The 15,826-nt window shown below is 19.5% G+C and carries 15 protein-coding genes and 1 pseudogene; 13 read left to right on the top strand and 3 right to left on the bottom strand.

Translation table 11 applies throughout. The features are described 5' to 3' along the window. Together M8044_RS02615 and M8044_RS01720 are read right to left on the bottom strand one after the other, a co-directional pair. A pseudogene (locus M8044_RS02615) lies at positions 1–209 on the bottom strand (cell division protein FtsH); the annotation flags it as partial. A 26-nt stretch (positions 210–235) separates the two neighbouring features. Then, a complete protein-coding gene (locus M8044_RS01720; RefSeq protein ID WP_273585340.1) occupies positions 236–400 on the bottom strand; it encodes a hypothetical protein in 165 nt (54 codons plus the stop codon). Between the two features lie 885 nt (positions 401–1,285). On the opposite strand from M8044_RS01720, the gene M8044_RS01715 reads away from it, so the two are divergent. The 9 genes from M8044_RS01715 (at position 1,286) to M8044_RS01675 (ending at position 8,402) form a co-directional block, all read left to right on the top strand. Next, positions 1,286–1,726: an ArsC/Spx/MgsR family protein gene (locus M8044_RS01715; protein WP_273585339.1), complete on the top strand. Its 441-nt coding sequence runs from the start codon at positions 1,286–1,288 to the stop codon at positions 1,724–1,726. Between the two features lie 408 nt (positions 1,727–2,134). Next, positions 2,135–2,590 carry a hypothetical protein gene (locus M8044_RS01710; protein ID WP_273585338.1) on the top strand — a complete coding sequence of 152 codons (456 nt, stop codon included), beginning with the start codon at positions 2,135–2,137 and terminating at the stop codon, positions 2,588–2,590. 87 nt (positions 2,591–2,677) lie between these two features. Beyond that, positions 2,678–3,616 (top strand): tyrosine-type recombinase/integrase, encoded by a 939-nt coding sequence (locus tag M8044_RS01705; RefSeq protein ID WP_273585337.1) that lies wholly within the window; start codon positions 2,678–2,680, stop codon positions 3,614–3,616. A 14-nt stretch (positions 3,617–3,630) separates the two neighbouring features. Next, positions 3,631–4,089 carry a dUTP diphosphatase gene (gene dut / locus M8044_RS01700; RefSeq protein ID WP_273585336.1) on the top strand — a complete coding sequence of 153 codons (459 nt, stop codon included), beginning with the start codon at positions 3,631–3,633 and terminating at the stop codon, positions 4,087–4,089. Between the two features lie 227 nt (positions 4,090–4,316). Beyond that, positions 4,317–5,054 (top strand): 30S ribosomal protein S2, encoded by a 738-nt coding sequence (gene rpsB / locus M8044_RS01695; protein WP_308705352.1) that lies wholly within the window; start codon positions 4,317–4,319, stop codon positions 5,052–5,054. A 212-nt stretch (positions 5,055–5,266) separates the two neighbouring features. Beyond that, the gene (gene tsf, locus M8044_RS01690) at positions 5,267–6,106 is read left to right on the top strand and encodes a translation elongation factor Ts (RefSeq protein ID WP_273585335.1); all 840 of its coding nucleotides are present in this window, start codon (positions 5,267–5,269) and stop codon (positions 6,104–6,106) included. Positions 6,107–6,176: 70 nt separating this feature from the next. Next, positions 6,177–6,893, top strand: coding sequence for a UMP kinase (gene pyrH / locus M8044_RS01685; RefSeq protein WP_273585334.1), 717 nt, complete (start codon positions 6,177–6,179; stop codon positions 6,891–6,893). Positions 6,894–6,900: 7 nt separating this feature from the next. Continuing rightward, positions 6,901–7,455: a ribosome-recycling factor gene (locus M8044_RS01680; protein WP_273585333.1), complete on the top strand. Its 555-nt coding sequence runs from the start codon at positions 6,901–6,903 to the stop codon at positions 7,453–7,455. A 2-nt stretch (positions 7,456–7,457) separates the two neighbouring features. Further along, positions 7,458–8,402, top strand: coding sequence for a phosphatidate cytidylyltransferase (locus M8044_RS01675; RefSeq protein ID WP_273585332.1), 945 nt, complete (start codon positions 7,458–7,460; stop codon positions 8,400–8,402). A gap of 57 nt (positions 8,403–8,459) precedes the next feature. Here M8044_RS01675 and rpmB read toward each other — a convergent pair whose 3' ends face one another. Further along, positions 8,460–8,648 carry a 50S ribosomal protein L28 gene (gene rpmB, locus M8044_RS01670; RefSeq protein ID WP_273585331.1) on the bottom strand — a complete coding sequence of 63 codons (189 nt, stop codon included), beginning with the start codon at positions 8,646–8,648 and terminating at the stop codon, positions 8,460–8,462. A 333-nt stretch (positions 8,649–8,981) separates the two neighbouring features. Here rpmB and M8044_RS01665 point away from each other — a divergent pair, with 333 nt between their 5' ends. From M8044_RS01665 to M8044_RS01650, 4 genes are all read left to right on the top strand, one after another. Beyond that, a complete protein-coding gene (locus M8044_RS01665; protein ID WP_273585330.1) occupies positions 8,982–10,625 on the top strand; it encodes a DAK2 domain-containing protein in 1,644 nt (547 codons plus the stop codon). 378 nt (positions 10,626–11,003) lie between these two features. Then, complete coding sequence (locus M8044_RS01660) at positions 11,004–11,831, top strand: HAD family hydrolase (RefSeq protein ID WP_308705353.1); 828 nt, start codon at positions 11,004–11,006, stop codon at positions 11,829–11,831. Positions 11,832–11,926: 95 nt separating this feature from the next. Next, complete coding sequence (locus M8044_RS01655) at positions 11,927–12,538, top strand: DUF4194 domain-containing protein (RefSeq protein WP_273585329.1); 612 nt, start codon at positions 11,927–11,929, stop codon at positions 12,536–12,538. Next, positions 12,522–15,812, top strand: a complete 3,291-nt coding sequence (locus M8044_RS01650) for an ATP-binding protein (RefSeq protein WP_273585328.1) — start codon at positions 12,522–12,524, stop codon at positions 15,810–15,812. Before M8044_RS01655 ends, M8044_RS01650 begins: the two co-directional genes overlap by 17 nt. Positions 15,813–15,826 lie beyond the last annotated feature (14 nt).

Genomic DNA, 15,826 nt, shown 5'->3' with positions numbered 1-15,826 from the left:
GGAATTGAAGCCCCTATTTTTTGATATTTTTGAGGTTGTTTTAAGAAATCAATTAATTCTTTCATTTCCTCTTTTTTTTCATTACCAGTTACATCTTAGAAAGTAAAAAGAGATTTTTGTTTAGAAGAAATCAAAGGTTTGGAATTGGATTTTCTTATATTACCGAGTATTTGTTTTATAATATAAAAAATAAATGCAATGGTATACATAGTATGGTTGTATAAAACATTAATGATTATAAAAGAAAAAATGGCCATTTATCAGTTATTTGAGATAAAATTTCGAAATCTGTTTTGTATTCATATACTGTATCTTGAGAATTATTTTCTGTTTTTAAAATTTTAATAAAATTATATATTTTGTTTATTCCATAAGGTTCTAATATTTTAGTTTGATACAAAATATTGTTTATATCTTTTACTTCTAATAAATAATATAGTGAATTTGCAGAATATATTAAAACTTGTTGTATATTTAAAGTTTTTAATCAATTTATTCTTAAATTTGTTGTCCATTTCTTTTAATAATATTTTTTTACCTCGAGGTTCCGATTTAAAAATATTATTAAAAACACAAAACAAAGTTATAAAAAATAAAATTGTTTTTCTTTTCTAATAAAATTAAAAAATTTTTTATCATTGTTTAAAAAAAATCCTATCTAGATAATATTTATTTTTTATCGAATTAAAGCTAAAATTATTTATATTTTAAAAATAAATTTTTAGGATAAATTTTTATATTTTTTCATTAAATATTAAATTATATTATTTTTTATTAATTATTATTTTAATAATAAAACGGAATTCTTAAAATTTAAATTTTTACAAAAATTTCATTTTTTTATTCACTAATTATAATTATATTATAAAATTTTTACTTATTATAATGAATGTTGGAAATAATATTTTATTAAATTTTTATTTAATTTTTCAAATATTCATAATTAAAAATATTCATAATTAAAAATATTCATAATTTAAAGATTTTGAAAACAATTTTATTTTTATTTTTTTTATTTATTTTAAATTCTTTTTATGTTTATAGATTTATTTAGTAATTTTTTTGATTTTTCATAATCTTTTTTTGACTTTTAAAAATAAATTTGTTATAATTAAAACATAATTTTACTATCCTGTTGAAATTTAATGTTTTAAAATTTTTTTATTTTTTTTGAATTTTTAAAATTTTTTTATTTTTTTTGAATTTTTATTTGCATTTATTTTATAAAGGTTTAAAAGGGTATTTTTTTAAATGATTTTTTTGTATAAAAAAGGATTTTATTTTTATGGTTTTTATTTTAACTAGTAATCGTTGTTCTTCATGTAAAAAAGCTAAACAATGGTTAGATTTACATCATATTAAATATCATGAAAAAAATTTGAGTCATTCTTCTTTCACTGAAAAAGATATTGATATAATTTTGAATTATGAAAATATAGATTTTACCAATATAATATCTACTCGTTCTCGAATTTTCAAAAAACAGAAAAAAGATTTATTTCTAATGACTATCCAAAAGATAAAAAAATTTATAGTAAAAAACCCATCTATTTGCAAAAAACCTATTATTTATAATTCAAAATCTATTGTAATAGGTTATAATAAAGAAGATATTAGAGTTTTTATGCCTAAAAATTTACGAAAATATATTATTCAAAATAATATTAATACAGAATATAATAATAATTATGTTTTTATGATAAAAAAATATTTTAGTTTTAAATAAATTTACCAATTGATAAATTTTATCAATTGGTAAATTTATCAATATAGTTAATTTCAAAGATATGTCTAATTTTAAAGATAATTATTATTTTGATAAAATAAAAAATAATATTAATATAAAAACTAATTGGATTTTTGTCATTTAGTTTGATAGAATAAAAAAATATTTTTTTATTTTAATATAAAATAATAAAATATTGTAAATGTAGAGCATTTAATATGATTCTAAATAGAATAATAACAATAAAGATAGTAATAAAATTTTTTAATTATTTTATTTTTTTTTTTATATTATATTTTTGTATTTATTATTTTTTATTTTATTTTTTTGAATTTGTATAATTATTTTTATCCTAAAAATGCTAATAAATTTATTTTTTTGAACATTAATTATATATCTAGTGATAGCATGTCTCCCGAATATAAAAAAAATGATTTGATTATTGTAAAAAAAATAACTAAAGAAGAAATTTCAAATTTAAAAGAAGGTGATGATGTAGTTTTTTATATTGAGGAACAATTTCAAACGAATAAATTATTGAGACAAATTCCTTTTGTTTGCCATCGAGTACAGTATAATAATAAAAATGAAAAATTTATAACAACTAAAGGGATAAATAATAATAAAATATTAGATTTTGAAAAAAGAATTAGTTATGAAAATGTTATGTATAAAATTATTTATACAATTCCATTATCAAATATTATAAAGAAAAAAAAATCTTATTTATCTATTATTGGTTATATTATTTTGATTTTATCTATGTTTTTTTTGATATTTAATTTTAAAAAATCAATTATTTTTAAATTTATTAAAAATAAGTTTTCTTATTTTATAAATTTAATAAATTTGTTTCTAAGATAATAAATAGATAATATAAACTCACAAACTTATTATATTTTCGAATTCAATTTTAAAATAATTTTGAAATTAGCGGTAGGATTAAAAATATTGGATTTTATTAATGAATTTGAAATATTTTTAAAAATCGAATGTAATTATTCTTATTTTACTATTAAGAATTATATTTATGATGTAAAAGAATTTCAAAATTTTTTGTTTCAAAAAAATATGATATTTAATTTTATTGATTTATCTGAAATAAATGAAGCTCGTTATTTTGTTTCTTATTTAAGTAATAAACATTTATCTAATACTAGTATTCTTAGAAAAATCTCTTCTTTAAGACTTTTTTATAATTTTTTAATCGAAAGATATAACTTTAAGCATAATATTTTTAAATTAATTAAATTAAAAAAAAAATCTAGAAAATTACCTCAAATTTTACCTGAATCTTTTATTCAAAATTTATTAGATGTTATTGATACATCAAATATTTTTGGGTATCGTAATTATATTATTTTAGATTTACTTTATAGTTGTGGTTTAAGAGTAAGTGAATTGGTTAATTTACAAATAAATAATATTTATTTTATGAATCATCAAATTTTAATTTATGGTAAAGGTAAAAAAGAAAGATTTATACCTCTTCATATTGTTTTATCAAATATGTTGAAACATTATTTAACTTATATAAGAGATAAATTTTTAAATAAAAATAGAAAATCGAATAGGGCTAAACATGATTTTTTATTAATCAATTATAAAGGCGATCCTTTAACAGAAAAAGGAATTAGATTTATTTTAAATCAATTAAGTTCTAAGGTAAGTTCAAATATTTCTTTGTATCCTCACGCTTTTAGACATGCTTTTGCTACTGTTTTATTAAATCATGGAGCAGATTTAAGAGTTGTTCAAGAATTATTAGGACACGCTAATTTAAAAACAACTCAAATTTATACTCATGTTTCTGATGTTTTTTTAAAAAAAAAATTTATAGAAAAACATCCTAGAAATGTTTATAAAAAAAAATTATTAAAAAAAACATAAAGGAAATATTGAATATGCCAAATAAAGTAAATTTTTTTTTTGAAGTTGTAAGCATTTATAAAGATAAAAATATTAGTTTACCAAAAAGATATACTCTTTATAGCGCAGGATATGATTTTGAATCGGCTATTTCGATTTTTATAAAACCTAAAGATTTAGTTTTAATTCCTACAGGTATAAAAGCTTATTTTGAAAGTGATAAATTTTTATGTATATATCCTAGATCTTCATTAGCTTTAAAAAAAAGCTTGATAATGCCTAATAGTGTAGGGATTATAGATAGTGATTATTATAATAATTTAAAAAATGAAGGACATATTTTTGTACCTTTATATAATATATCGGATAAAGAAGTAAAAATTGAAAAAAGAGAAAGAATAGCTCAAGGTATTTTGCAAAAATTTTATTTAACTAATAATGATTTTACACAAGATAAGAAAACCCGTCAAGATGGTTTCGGAAGCACTGATTAAAATTGTTATATAAAGATTTAAATTATAAAAAAATAAAAATATGTTAAAATAATTTAGATTCGTTTAAAATAAATAATTTTACGGAAAATATTAAAATTTAATATAAATTTAATTTGCAAATTATAAATATAAATAATTTGATGTATATTTGTTGTATTATGGATGTTTAATAATTTAATTATTTTAAAAATTTTAATAAAATTTAATTAGGAGTTAATTTTGTTTTTATGTCATCTGTTGTTTCTATTAAACAATTATTAGGATCAGGAATTCATTTCGGAAGTGCAGCTAGAAAATGCCATTATAAAATGAAACCTTTTCTTTTTTCAAATGAAACAGGAATACCTATTGTAAGAAATAGAATTCATATTATAGATCTAAAGAAAACAATGGAAGCAATTGAATTTGTTTATCCGAAGATAGTTGAATTAGCGTCTAATAATGGGAAAATTTTATTTTTAGGTACCAAAAAACAAATTCGAGAAATTGTTCAGCAAGAAGCTGAAAGAGCCAAACAATATTATATTTCATATAGATGGTTAGGCGGTACTTTTACTAATTTTCAAACTATTTTAAAAAGAATTAATGTTTTAAAAGATTTATATAATCAAGAAAAAGAAGGCTTGTGGAAAGGTTTGCCTAAAAAAGAAGTTATTAAATTAATAAGACAAAGAGAAAAACTAGAGAAGTTTTTAGGTGGTATAAAAAACATGACAAGTTTACCTCAAGCTATTTTTGTTATTGATGTTAAGAAAGATATTATAGCGATAACTGAAGCACGTAAATTAAATATTAAAGTTTTTGGAATTATTGATAGTGATTGTGATCCTGAATTAGTTGATTATATTATTCCTGCTAATAATGATGCTATTAAAGGTGTTAGGTTAATAACTTCTATTATCGCAAATGCAGTTATCGAGGGAACTCAAAAATCAAATAATAATAAAATTGATGTAAAAAAATAATGAATAAGAAAATATATAAAACAAAATAAAAATTTAAAAAAATAAAATTTTGCTATAAAGTGATATTTTATTTATAATCTTATTTTATTAAAATCGTAATTTATTATAATTAAAGATGTTTAATAAACATCTTTTTTTAATATTAAAAATAATATTATCAGTATTGAAATAAAAATAAATTTGGAAAAAAATTAAAAAAGGGATAAACATTCATGAAAATAACAATTGAAATGATTAAAGAGTTAAGACAAAAAACTCAGGCAGGTATTACCAATTGTAAAAAAGCTTTAGAAGAGACTAATGGTGATATTGAATCAGCGATTAATTTTTTAAAAGAAAAAGGTCTTTTTTATCATAAAAAGAACAAAACAAAAGACATTCTTGAAGGCTTAACAAATGTTGTTGTTAAAAATAACAAAGCTATTTTATATGAACTTAATGCAGAGACAGATTTTGTTGTTCAAAATAAAAATTTTATGGAATTATATAATCAATTAGAAAATATTTTATTAGAAGCTGATTCTTCTATTCAAAATTTAAAAGATTTTTTAAAATATCAATGGAATGGTCAAAGTGTTGAAGAATTGATTTCCCAAAAATCTTTTATAATTAAAGAACAAATTGTTTTATCACGTATTCAAATTATTTATAAAAAAGATGAGGAAGGTTTTGGTTTTTATAAACATCAAGGAGGCAAGATTTCCGCTTTAGTTCATTTAACTAAATCTTCTGCTGATGTTGAAGAACATATTCCAGTGCATATAGTTGGAATGAAACCTAAATTTTTGAGTAAGGAATTAATAGATATTAATTTCTTAAATAAAGAAAAAGAAATTTTATTAGAACAATTGAAAGAAAAAAATAGTCATAAACCTTTAAAAGATGAACTATTAAACAAAATAGTAGAAAATAAATTTAATACTTTAATAGAACAAAATTGTTTATTAGAACAACCTTTTTATATGGAATCAAATCAAAAAGTTAAAGAATATTTAATCCAAAATAAAACTGATATTATAAACTATTATTATTTTGAAGTAGGAAAAAAATAATTTTAAATAAAATATTTTATAAATAATTTTTTATTAAAAAAAAAAAAAAAAGAGAGAGAGGGAAAAGTTAATGTTTAAAAGAATTCTTTTAAAATTAAGCGGAGAGGCATTAAAAGGAGAAAATTTTAACATTAATCCTCAAACAGTTAAGAAAATAGCTGAAGAAATAAAAGAAATTAAAGATTTAGGTATTGAGATTATAATTATTGTTGGTGCAGGAAATATTTGGCGTGGTCTTGTAGGTCAAGAATTAGGTATGGAACGTAGCCGTTCAGATTATATGGGTATGTTAGGTACTATAATTAATTCTTTAGCTTTACAAGATGCTTTAAATAATTTACAAATCCAAACAAGAGTAATGACTTCTTTTCCTGTTATTGCAGTAGCAGAACCGTATATTAAAGAAAAAGCTTTAAGACATTTAGATAAAAATAGAGTTGTTATTTTAGGCACTGGCTTAGGTTTACCTTATTTTTCTACAGATACTGCAGCTGCCCTGAGGTCAGCAGAATTAAATGTAGATGTTATTTTAATGGCGAAAAATGGAGTTGAAGGTGTTTACGATAAAGATCCTAAAAAACATACAAACGCTATTTTGTTAAAAAAAATCGATTATAAAGAAATTCTTTCTAAAAGATTAAATATTATGGATATGACAGCTGTTTCTTTATGTTGGGAAAATAAGATTGATATTTTAGTTTTTGATATGAATGCAAAAGGTAATTTTAAAAAAGTTGTTTTAAAAGAGAAAATAGGGACTTTAATTACTTCGAAGGAGGATAAATAAAAGAAATATGGAAGATTTATCAAAAGAAATTTTAATAAAATTAGAAAATCAAATACGTAAAGCCCAAGAAGTTATGTTATCTAAATTTAATAACATTCGAACAGGAAGAGCTAATCCTAAAATTTTGGATAAAATAACTATTAATTATTATAATGAAGATATTGCTTTAAAAAATATTAGTACTATTAGTGTTCATCAAGGCAATCAGATTAATATTAAGCCCTTTGATAATACTGTTATCAATAATATTTCTAAGGCTATTTTAAATTCTGATTTAGGAATAACTCCTCAAGACGATGGTAAAGTTATAAAATTAATCTTTCCTCAACCTACAGAAGAAAAAAGAAAAATGTTAGTGAAAGAAGTAGAAAAAATAGCAGAGCAAACTAAAGTAATAATAAGAAATATTCGTCGTCAAGGTAAAGAACAAATTCAAAAAATGAATTTAAACGACACATTAGAAAATATTTGCTTAAAAGATATACAAAATTTAATAAATAAATTTATTAAATTAATAGAAGTTGAAACAATTAAAAAAAATAATGAATTGTTGAAAATTTAAAAATGAATAAAAAAAAATCATTTATTAAAATTTATACAGGATTAATCCTTTTTTTAATAAATTTATTTTTTTTCTTTTTTTTTACATGGATTGACAAGAAATTTAATAAAATTTTTTTTATTTATTTTTGTTTATTTTTTATTTTGGTAATTATGATATGTTCTGTTAAAGAAGTATTAAAATCTAAACAATTACTTAAAAATAATTTTTTAAAGTTTATTTATTTTATTTTTTCTTTTATCTTTTTTTATCTTTTTTTTCTTTTTTTATTTTGTTTTTATTGTAATAACCCTCAATTAAATGATTTTTCAAAAATTTTTTCGAAAAAAATCTATTTACCTGCACAATTAATTTATTTAAAACAATCATTTCAACTTAAACAATTTTTGTTTTATTTTTTCTTTCTTTTTATTTTTTTATGGTTTTGTTTTTTATTTGTTAATAAGTTTAGGACAGAAAATTTAAATTTTCTTTTATTAATTTTAATATATATTGTTTTACCTAGTGCTTGTTTTTTTACTTTAATTTGTTTAAATTATGAATGGTTCGTTTACTTATTTGTTATTACTATTGCAAATGATAGTTTTGCTTATTTAGGCGGTATTTTATTCGGTAAGCATCTTTTATATCCTAAAATTAGCCCTAAGAAAACTTGGGAAGGTTCTTTATGCGGCGTTATTATATCCTTAATTATTGTATTTTGTATTTTTGATAGAAGATTACTCATAAACAAGTTACCATTTTATATTTTTACTTTTTGTAATTGTATTATCGCTCAAATAGGTGATCTTATTGCTTCAAAATTTAAAAGAGATTTTTTAATTAAAGATTTTGATAGTTTAATACCTGGTCATGGTGGTTTTTTAGATCGTTTTGATTCTTTATTCTTTTTATCTTTTTTTGTTATTTTTATTTTATCAATTCCTCGAGAATTTATTTGCTTTTAAAATAAAAAAATATCTCGTTTGAGATATTTTTTTATTTTAAAGTTGTTTATTAAACAATTAAACTCTTTGTAATTCTAATTTTCTTAATGCACGTGCTGATATGTAAACTTTTTTCTTTTTACCCTTTTGATCAATGATATTAACTTTTTGTAAATTAGCTTTCCATAATTTACGAGTCGCATTCATCGCATGACTACGTTTATTTCCGAATAAAGTTGTTTTTCCAGTGATATAACATTTACTCATAATATTTATTCTACTCCGTTTATGATGTTTTTGTGTGTTTATAACTTATAATTTATTATAATATATTTTTGTTAAAAAATAACATATTTTTATTCCTAATAATACAGAAGATATTAAGAATCCAAAAACAATATTAATAAAAATATTCATATGTTATAATATAATTGTTTTTTTGAATTCTTTTATATTTTTTCATTATTCAAAAAAAATATAAAAGAATTTATTAGTTACGTTTTTTTTATAAAGTACTTAATATTATAATAACTAAGAAAGATTTAAATCACAAATAAAAGAAAATTTTATAGAAATTAAAAAGGATTACATTATAAAAAAATGGCAGAACAAAAAATTATAGACGGCAATTTATTTAAAAAAATGATTATAAACGGAACTTTTTATTTAAAAAAAAATTATCAAAAAATAAATAATTTGAATGTTTTTCCTGTTCCTGACGGAGATACAGGTACTAATATGCAAATGACTATGATGGAAGGCGTTAAAAAACTTCAATTGATAAATGATTCTTCTATTATTCAAGTTAGTAAAGTTTTATCTGATGCTTTATTAATGGGTTCTAAAGGTAATTCAGGCGTTATTTTCTCTCAATTTTTTTCCGGCATTTATGATTATATTAGTAGTTTGAAAAAAAATAATATTAATGCTGAAGAGTTTATTGATTCTATGATTAGCGGTTATAAAAAATCTTATTCCTCAATTGTCGAACCAGTAGAAGGAACTATTTTAACTGTTTTACGAGAATCTATTGAAGAAACTGTAAAAAAAAAGAAGGAAATTAATACAATTAAAAGAGCTCTTCAAATAATTATTGAAAATGCTAAAATTTCTTTAAGCAAAACTCCTGATTTATTACCTATTTTGAAACAATATAAAGTAGTAGATAGTGGTGGAGCAGGATTTATTTGTTTTTTGGAAGGAATGTTATTATTTTTAGATGATGTTCAGTTAGAAAACGATGATATAACATTTTTAGATTTAAAAGTCAATCATAATATTGAAAAAAATAGTGAATTAAAATATAAATATTGCACTGAATTTATTATTAAATTGAATAGTTCAAATGATTTTGATGTCGAAGATCAGAAGCAAAAGATGACTAATTATGGCGATTCTTTAATTTTATTGAAAGATTCTGATTTATTAAAAATTCATATTCATACGAATAATCCTGATAATATTTTAACAAAATTATCTAAATACGGGACATTAGTTAAATCTAAAATTGAGAATATGAAAGAACAATATCATAATTTTATTTCTAAAGAAAAACATAAAAATGATTCTAAAGTTTCTAGATATTCTGTTATTACTTTTGTTTCTAGTTCAGGAAAAGAAATCGAAAATACTTTTAAAGATTTACAATCTGATATTGTTTTGAATTTATATAAGAATTTTTTGTCAGTAGAAAAATTAAACAAAATAATTAATGAAATTAACGCTGAAATTATTGTTATTTTCCCTAATCAATCAGACATAATACCTATTATAAAAGAAACTTGTGAATTAAATCCTAAATTAAAAATCGAAATTATCCCTACTAATGATATTGTTGAAAGTTATATTTCTCTTTTAGTTTTTGATAAAAATATTTCTTTACAAAAGAATTTGACTAATATGAAGAATTATATGCAAAAAATTCAAATCGGAAAAATCATTGATTCAAGGTATCTTGAGAACAAAATAGATCATAAATTGGATTTAGATTGTTTTGTTTCTTATATGAAAAATAAAATAATAGAAAATAATAAAGATTTAATTTTATTAACTAAAAATTTATTAAAAAAGATGATTAGTAAAAAAAATAATTTTTTAACTATTTTTTATCATAAACAAACTTTTTTGAAAAGAAATTTAGAAAAAATAGAATCTTTTGTAGAAGAACATTTCCCTAATTTAGAAATAGAAAAGATAGAAAATAATAATAGCCAAAAATATCCTTATATTTTTGTTTTAGAATAAATGATTAATATTTATTTTTTAATTTTTATATTATTTTTTATTTATGCTTATATAAATAAAAAATAATAGTTAATATATTTAAATACATTATGTTTATTTTTTGGATAAATATAAATTGTTTATTATAAATTATAAATTTCCTTTTCAGGTTGCATATATTATTTGGATTAGTTTTTATATGAATATATAAATAAAATTATTTTCTTTTATATTAATTTTCTTTTATATCAAAAAGAAAATAATTAGGAATTTAATTGTTTTATAATTATGGGGTTTGTTTGGATATAAATTTTTATATTTTTTTTGATATAATGGATTATAATTAATTAAACTATAAATAGTATTTTCTACTAATTTTTCATTTTTTTTAATAAATAAATTAAATTAAATAATAGAATAGAGAGGTTTTTAATCATTAAACGAAGATTATTTTTTTTTGATATTGACGACACTTTATATAGTAATGGAAAAAATGAAGTTTTGTCACAAACTAAGAAATTAATTTTAAAATTATCTCAAAACCCTAATGTAGTATTAGGTATAGCAACTGGTAGAAATTATGCAAATTTAGATGTTATTCAGGAATTATTACCTTGTTTCAAATATTTAGTTTTGGTTAATGGTGCTTTGGTTTTAGAAGATAATAAAGTTATTGATGAACATCCAATTCCTGTTAATTATATTGATAACGTTGTGAAACAAATTAAATTATACTCTGGTTTTAAAATTTTAGCTTCCGGAGTTAGTATGAATGGGTCAGCTTTTTTTTCTAATGATGATTCGAAACAATTAGAAATTATTAAACATTGGACAAAGAAATTTGATATTAAAATTGATAATCAATTTTATTTAAAAGAAAAAATTTTTATGTTGAATATTTTTGGAGATGATCGAGAAAAGATAAAAACTTTTTTAGATAAATTAGATTATTTTCAAGGATATTATTGGAACACTCATATTGATTTAACAATGAAGACAATTAATAAATTACATGGTATTCAAAAAATTAAGCCAAAATATAATGATTACGAATTAATTTGTGTTGGAGATGGTTGCAATGATAAAGAAATGTTAGAATTTGCTGATATCGGTATTGCAATGGGTAATTGTGAATATATAGATGTTAAAAAAAAAGCTAATTTAATATCTGATCATATTATGGAAAATACAATGTATGATTTTTTTATTAAAAATAATTTAGTTTAATTTTTTTAATTTCGATTGATTTTGTAGTAAATTCATCAATTGGTTTTCATTATTTTTTATTATGCGATATTAATAATTAGTAAAGGATTTTTTTGATGGAGCAAAAAACAAAAGCATTATATATTTTTACAGACAAATTTCAAAATTTAACAGAACAAGAAAAAAATATTTTTTCTAAAATTGTAAATAAATTATTTCAAATAAATTATCTAACTATTCAAAAAACAGAAGATGCCAATGATTATCGTTTTATTTTATTATATAAAGAACTTTTTACTTCTTTTTTTAAGTTGTCTGATTTTCAATTGGAAATTAAAAAATATGATGAAGTTATTTTTATTAAAAATTTAAATCATTTTAATAAATTAAAATTAAAAAAAGAAGAAAGTTTAATTTTATTAATTTTACGTATTTTATTTCAACAAAAAAGAGAAAATAAATCTAGTGGTACTATTTCAATATATTTACAAGATATTTATCATAAATTAAATAGTATTGATTATAAAGAAATCAAAAAATTGACTAAAGAAAAAATAAAAAACATTTTAGCTTTGTATAAAAGGTTCAATATTATTAATTATATAGAAAATGAATTATCTGATGATTTAATTATAACAATTTATAATTCTATTCTTTATTTGATTGATTTAGATATGATTAAACAGTATACAGAGTCATTAAATTTGAAGTATGACGACAAAAATTAAAATGAAAAAATTAACTAAAATAATATTAATTAATTGGCATTTATTTTCTTATCAAGAGATAGAGATTAAAGATAATGTTTTGATTTCAGGCGAAAATGGAGCAGGTAAATCAACTTTATTAGACGCTTTGCAATATGTTTTGATAGGCGAGAAAAATAGTGTTAAATTCAATATAGCTGCTAATGATAATGCTAAGCGTTCGTTAGAAAGTTATATTAAAGGTAAACTTGGCATCGAAAATAAAGAATTTTTAAGAAATCAAGATGTTGTTACACATATTGCATTGGAATTTTATGATGAACAAACACAAACATATACTATTTTAGGATGTGTTTTAGAATTACCTTATAGAGGTATTTTAAAGGATAAATTTTATCTTTTATCTACTAGTATGCGCCTAAATAAAAATGTTTTTATATTTGATAATCAAATAAGAAATATTAAACATATGCGCGATTATTTTAGATCTTTTAATAAAGATTTTGATTTTTTTGATACTAAAAAACAATATCATAATGCAGTTGGTAAATATTTAAAAATTAATATTGTAAAATATTTAAAAATATTACCTAAAGCATTATCTTTTAAACCTTTGAATTTACAAAAATTTATTTTTGATTTTTTGCTAGAAGAAAACCCTATTAATATTAATAGTTTAAAGAATAATGTTCGACAATTAAAACAAATTGAATTTCAAATGGAAATAGAAAAAAAGAAATTAAAAGAGTTGTCCGCGATTATCGAAATTAATAAAAATTTAAAAAAAATAGATGATCAAATGAAGATTCAATCTTTAACTAAACAAATGATTTTAGTTCAACAGAATGAAATAAATTTAGAGTCTTATATTAAAAAACAAGCATTAGTTGAAAAAGAATTAGTTCATTTAACATCTCAAAAACAAAAATACAACGAATATATTGATAATTTAAATGATTATATTTTGAAATTACAAACTAATAAATTCCAAAATAATTTAGGTTCTGTTTTGCATTCTTTGCAAAAAGATTTAATTCAAGACAAAAAGTTTATCGAAGATCTTAAGGAAAAAATAAATATTTTCATAAAACAATTAAATGAAGAAACTGTTATTTTAGATAATTTATTTATTTTGACTAATGAGATTTTTTTTAGGGAAAGTTCTGAAAAAATTAAGTCTTTTTTATTAAAATCTATAGATAAAAATTCTTTTTTATTAAAAACAAAAATTAATGAAGTATTAGAATATTTTTCTAAAAAAATAATTAGTTTTAATGTTTTGCAAAATAATTTACAAAAAGAAATAATTCTTTTAAAAGAAAACATTAATAAAAATAATTCTGATTTAGAAATGATTACTCAAAATCATGTTTCTTCTAATAATCGTTTTATTAAAATAAATAATTTATTAAAAGAAAAATTAAGTCAAAAACATAATAAAAATATTTTTGTCTATCCTTTATGTGAATTAATAGAAGTAAAAGATGAGTTATGGAGAAATGCTTTAGAAGGTGTTTTGGGATATAGAAAGTTTAATTTAATTATAGATCATCGTTATTTTGATTCTGCTTTAAAAATTTATGATAAATTACAAGATGAATTGAAAATTTATGATGTTGGTTTAGTCAATGTTGAAAAAATTCCTGATATCTCTGATAATTTAGATAGTTTAGCTTCGCATATTACTAGTGATAATAATGATGCTTTAAAATATATTAAAATATTATTATCTAATATTAAATGCGAATTAAATATTGAAAATTTAAAAAATCACAAAACTTCTATTACTCCTTTATGTATGATGTATAGCAATTATACTGCTAAAAAAATAAATCCTAAAATTTATCAAGTCCCTTATATAGGGATTAATTCTCGGAAAATACGCGCTAATATAATTTTAAATGAAATGAATTCGCAAAAAGAAGAGTTAAACCAAAAACAAAATTATTTTAAAAATAATGCAAATATTATTTCTTTGATTCAAAAAAGTAAAATATTTTCAATTGCAAATTTAAATTATTGTGATTGGTTTGAACAAAAAAAAGACAAAGAATCTAATTTAATTATTATTGAAGAAAAAATAAAAAAATTAGAATTGAATCCTAATTTAAATCAATTAGAAAATAGTATTATTCAAGCGCAAGAAGACAAAAAAGTAAAAAATCAAGAATTAGAACAAATTTTATTTCAAATTTTGGAAAATAAAAATAAAAAAAATATTTATTTGAAACAAATTCATAATTTAGAAAATGATTTATCTTTGAATAAAAATAAATTATTCGAAGAAGAAAAAAAAGAAATTATTAATATGGAAGCTGCTTCTGTACAATTTCATAATTATTTAAATAAATATTCTAATCATTATGAAATGATGTTCAAAAGTATTCAAGAAGATTTAAAAAATATGGAAAAACAAAAAAATATTTTTGAAATAGATTTAGTGTCTTTTATGAAAAAATATATTGATAATTATCATTTATTTAATGTTGAAGCTAAATTAGAAAATTTAGATTTTTTTATAAAAGAATATAATTTAATTCAGTCTAAAAATTTAATTAAATACGAACAAGAAGCCAAAGAATTAAGTATAAAAACAGAAATTATTTTTAAAGAAGAATTCATTAATAAATTAAAAAAGAGTATTTTAGAAGTTAAACAACAAATTAAAGATTTAAATAAAATTTTAGTAAATAGACCTTTTGGCAATGATTATTATCAAATTGTTATTAAACCTTCTGATATTCCTGAATATCAACAATATTATTCTTTTTTTATGAAAGATAACGAATTAGAAGAAACAAATTTATTTAATGAAGATTATTTATCTCATAAAGAAATTCTTTTAAACGAATTATTTCAAAAAATAATGTTTTTTGATTCGGAATATGAAAATTTATCTTATCAGTTTTTAGATTATCGTAATTATTTAAATTATGATATTAAAATTTATGATAAAGAAGGCAATTGGTCTTTTTTTTCTAAAATTTTTAGAGAAAAATCAGGTGGCGAAACACAAGTTCCTTTTTATATAATTATCGCTGTTTGTTTTGAACAATTATTAATAGAAAAGAATGAATCAAAAGGATGTTTAGTATTTTTTGATGAAGCTTTTAATAATATGGATGAAAATAGAATAGATGCTATGATGTCTTTTTTTAATAAATTGAAAATACAATTTTTTATTTCTATTCCTCCTCAAAGGATTTACAATATTTTGCCTCATGTAACCACTAATTTAATTGTTGTTAAAGAACAAAATTATGCTCTTGTAGATAATTTTATAAAAGATTTTTAAAATATATTTTTTAT

It is taken from the genome of Columbia Basin potato purple top phytoplasma, from assembly GCF_028595955.1.
GTDB lineage: Bacteria > Bacillota_I > Bacilli_A > Acholeplasmatales > Acholeplasmataceae > Phytoplasma.
This window is presented reverse-complemented; position numbering and strand designations above follow the sequence as displayed.

Coding starts and splice junctions, on each gene's coding strand:
- rpmB (WP_273585331.1), bottom strand. CDS start 8,648: ATGAGTAAATGTTATATCACTGGAAAAACAACTTTATTCGGAAATAAA.
- M8044_RS01680 (WP_273585333.1), top strand. CDS start 6,901: ATGGAAGATTTATCAAAAGAAATTTTAATAAAATTAGAAAATCAAATA.
- M8044_RS01675 (WP_273585332.1), top strand. CDS start 7,458: ATGAATAAAAAAAAATCATTTATTAAAATTTATACAGGATTAATCCTT.
- dut (WP_273585336.1), top strand. CDS start 3,631: ATGCCAAATAAAGTAAATTTTTTTTTTGAAGTTGTAAGCATTTATAAA.
- M8044_RS01715 (WP_273585339.1), top strand. CDS start 1,286: ATGGTTTTTATTTTAACTAGTAATCGTTGTTCTTCATGTAAAAAAGCT.
- M8044_RS01710 (WP_273585338.1), top strand. CDS start 2,135: ATGTCTCCCGAATATAAAAAAAATGATTTGATTATTGTAAAAAAAATA.
- pyrH (WP_273585334.1), top strand. CDS start 6,177: ATGTTTAAAAGAATTCTTTTAAAATTAAGCGGAGAGGCATTAAAAGGA.
- tsf (WP_273585335.1), top strand. CDS start 5,267: ATGAAAATAACAATTGAAATGATTAAAGAGTTAAGACAAAAAACTCAG.
- M8044_RS01655 (WP_273585329.1), top strand. CDS start 11,927: ATGGAGCAAAAAACAAAAGCATTATATATTTTTACAGACAAATTTCAA.
- M8044_RS01650 (WP_273585328.1), top strand. CDS start 12,522: ATGACGACAAAAATTAAAATGAAAAAATTAACTAAAATAATATTAATT.
- M8044_RS01665 (WP_273585330.1), top strand. CDS start 8,982: ATGGCAGAACAAAAAATTATAGACGGCAATTTATTTAAAAAAATGATT.
- rpsB (WP_308705352.1), top strand. CDS start 4,317: ATGTCATCTGTTGTTTCTATTAAACAATTATTAGGATCAGGAATTCAT.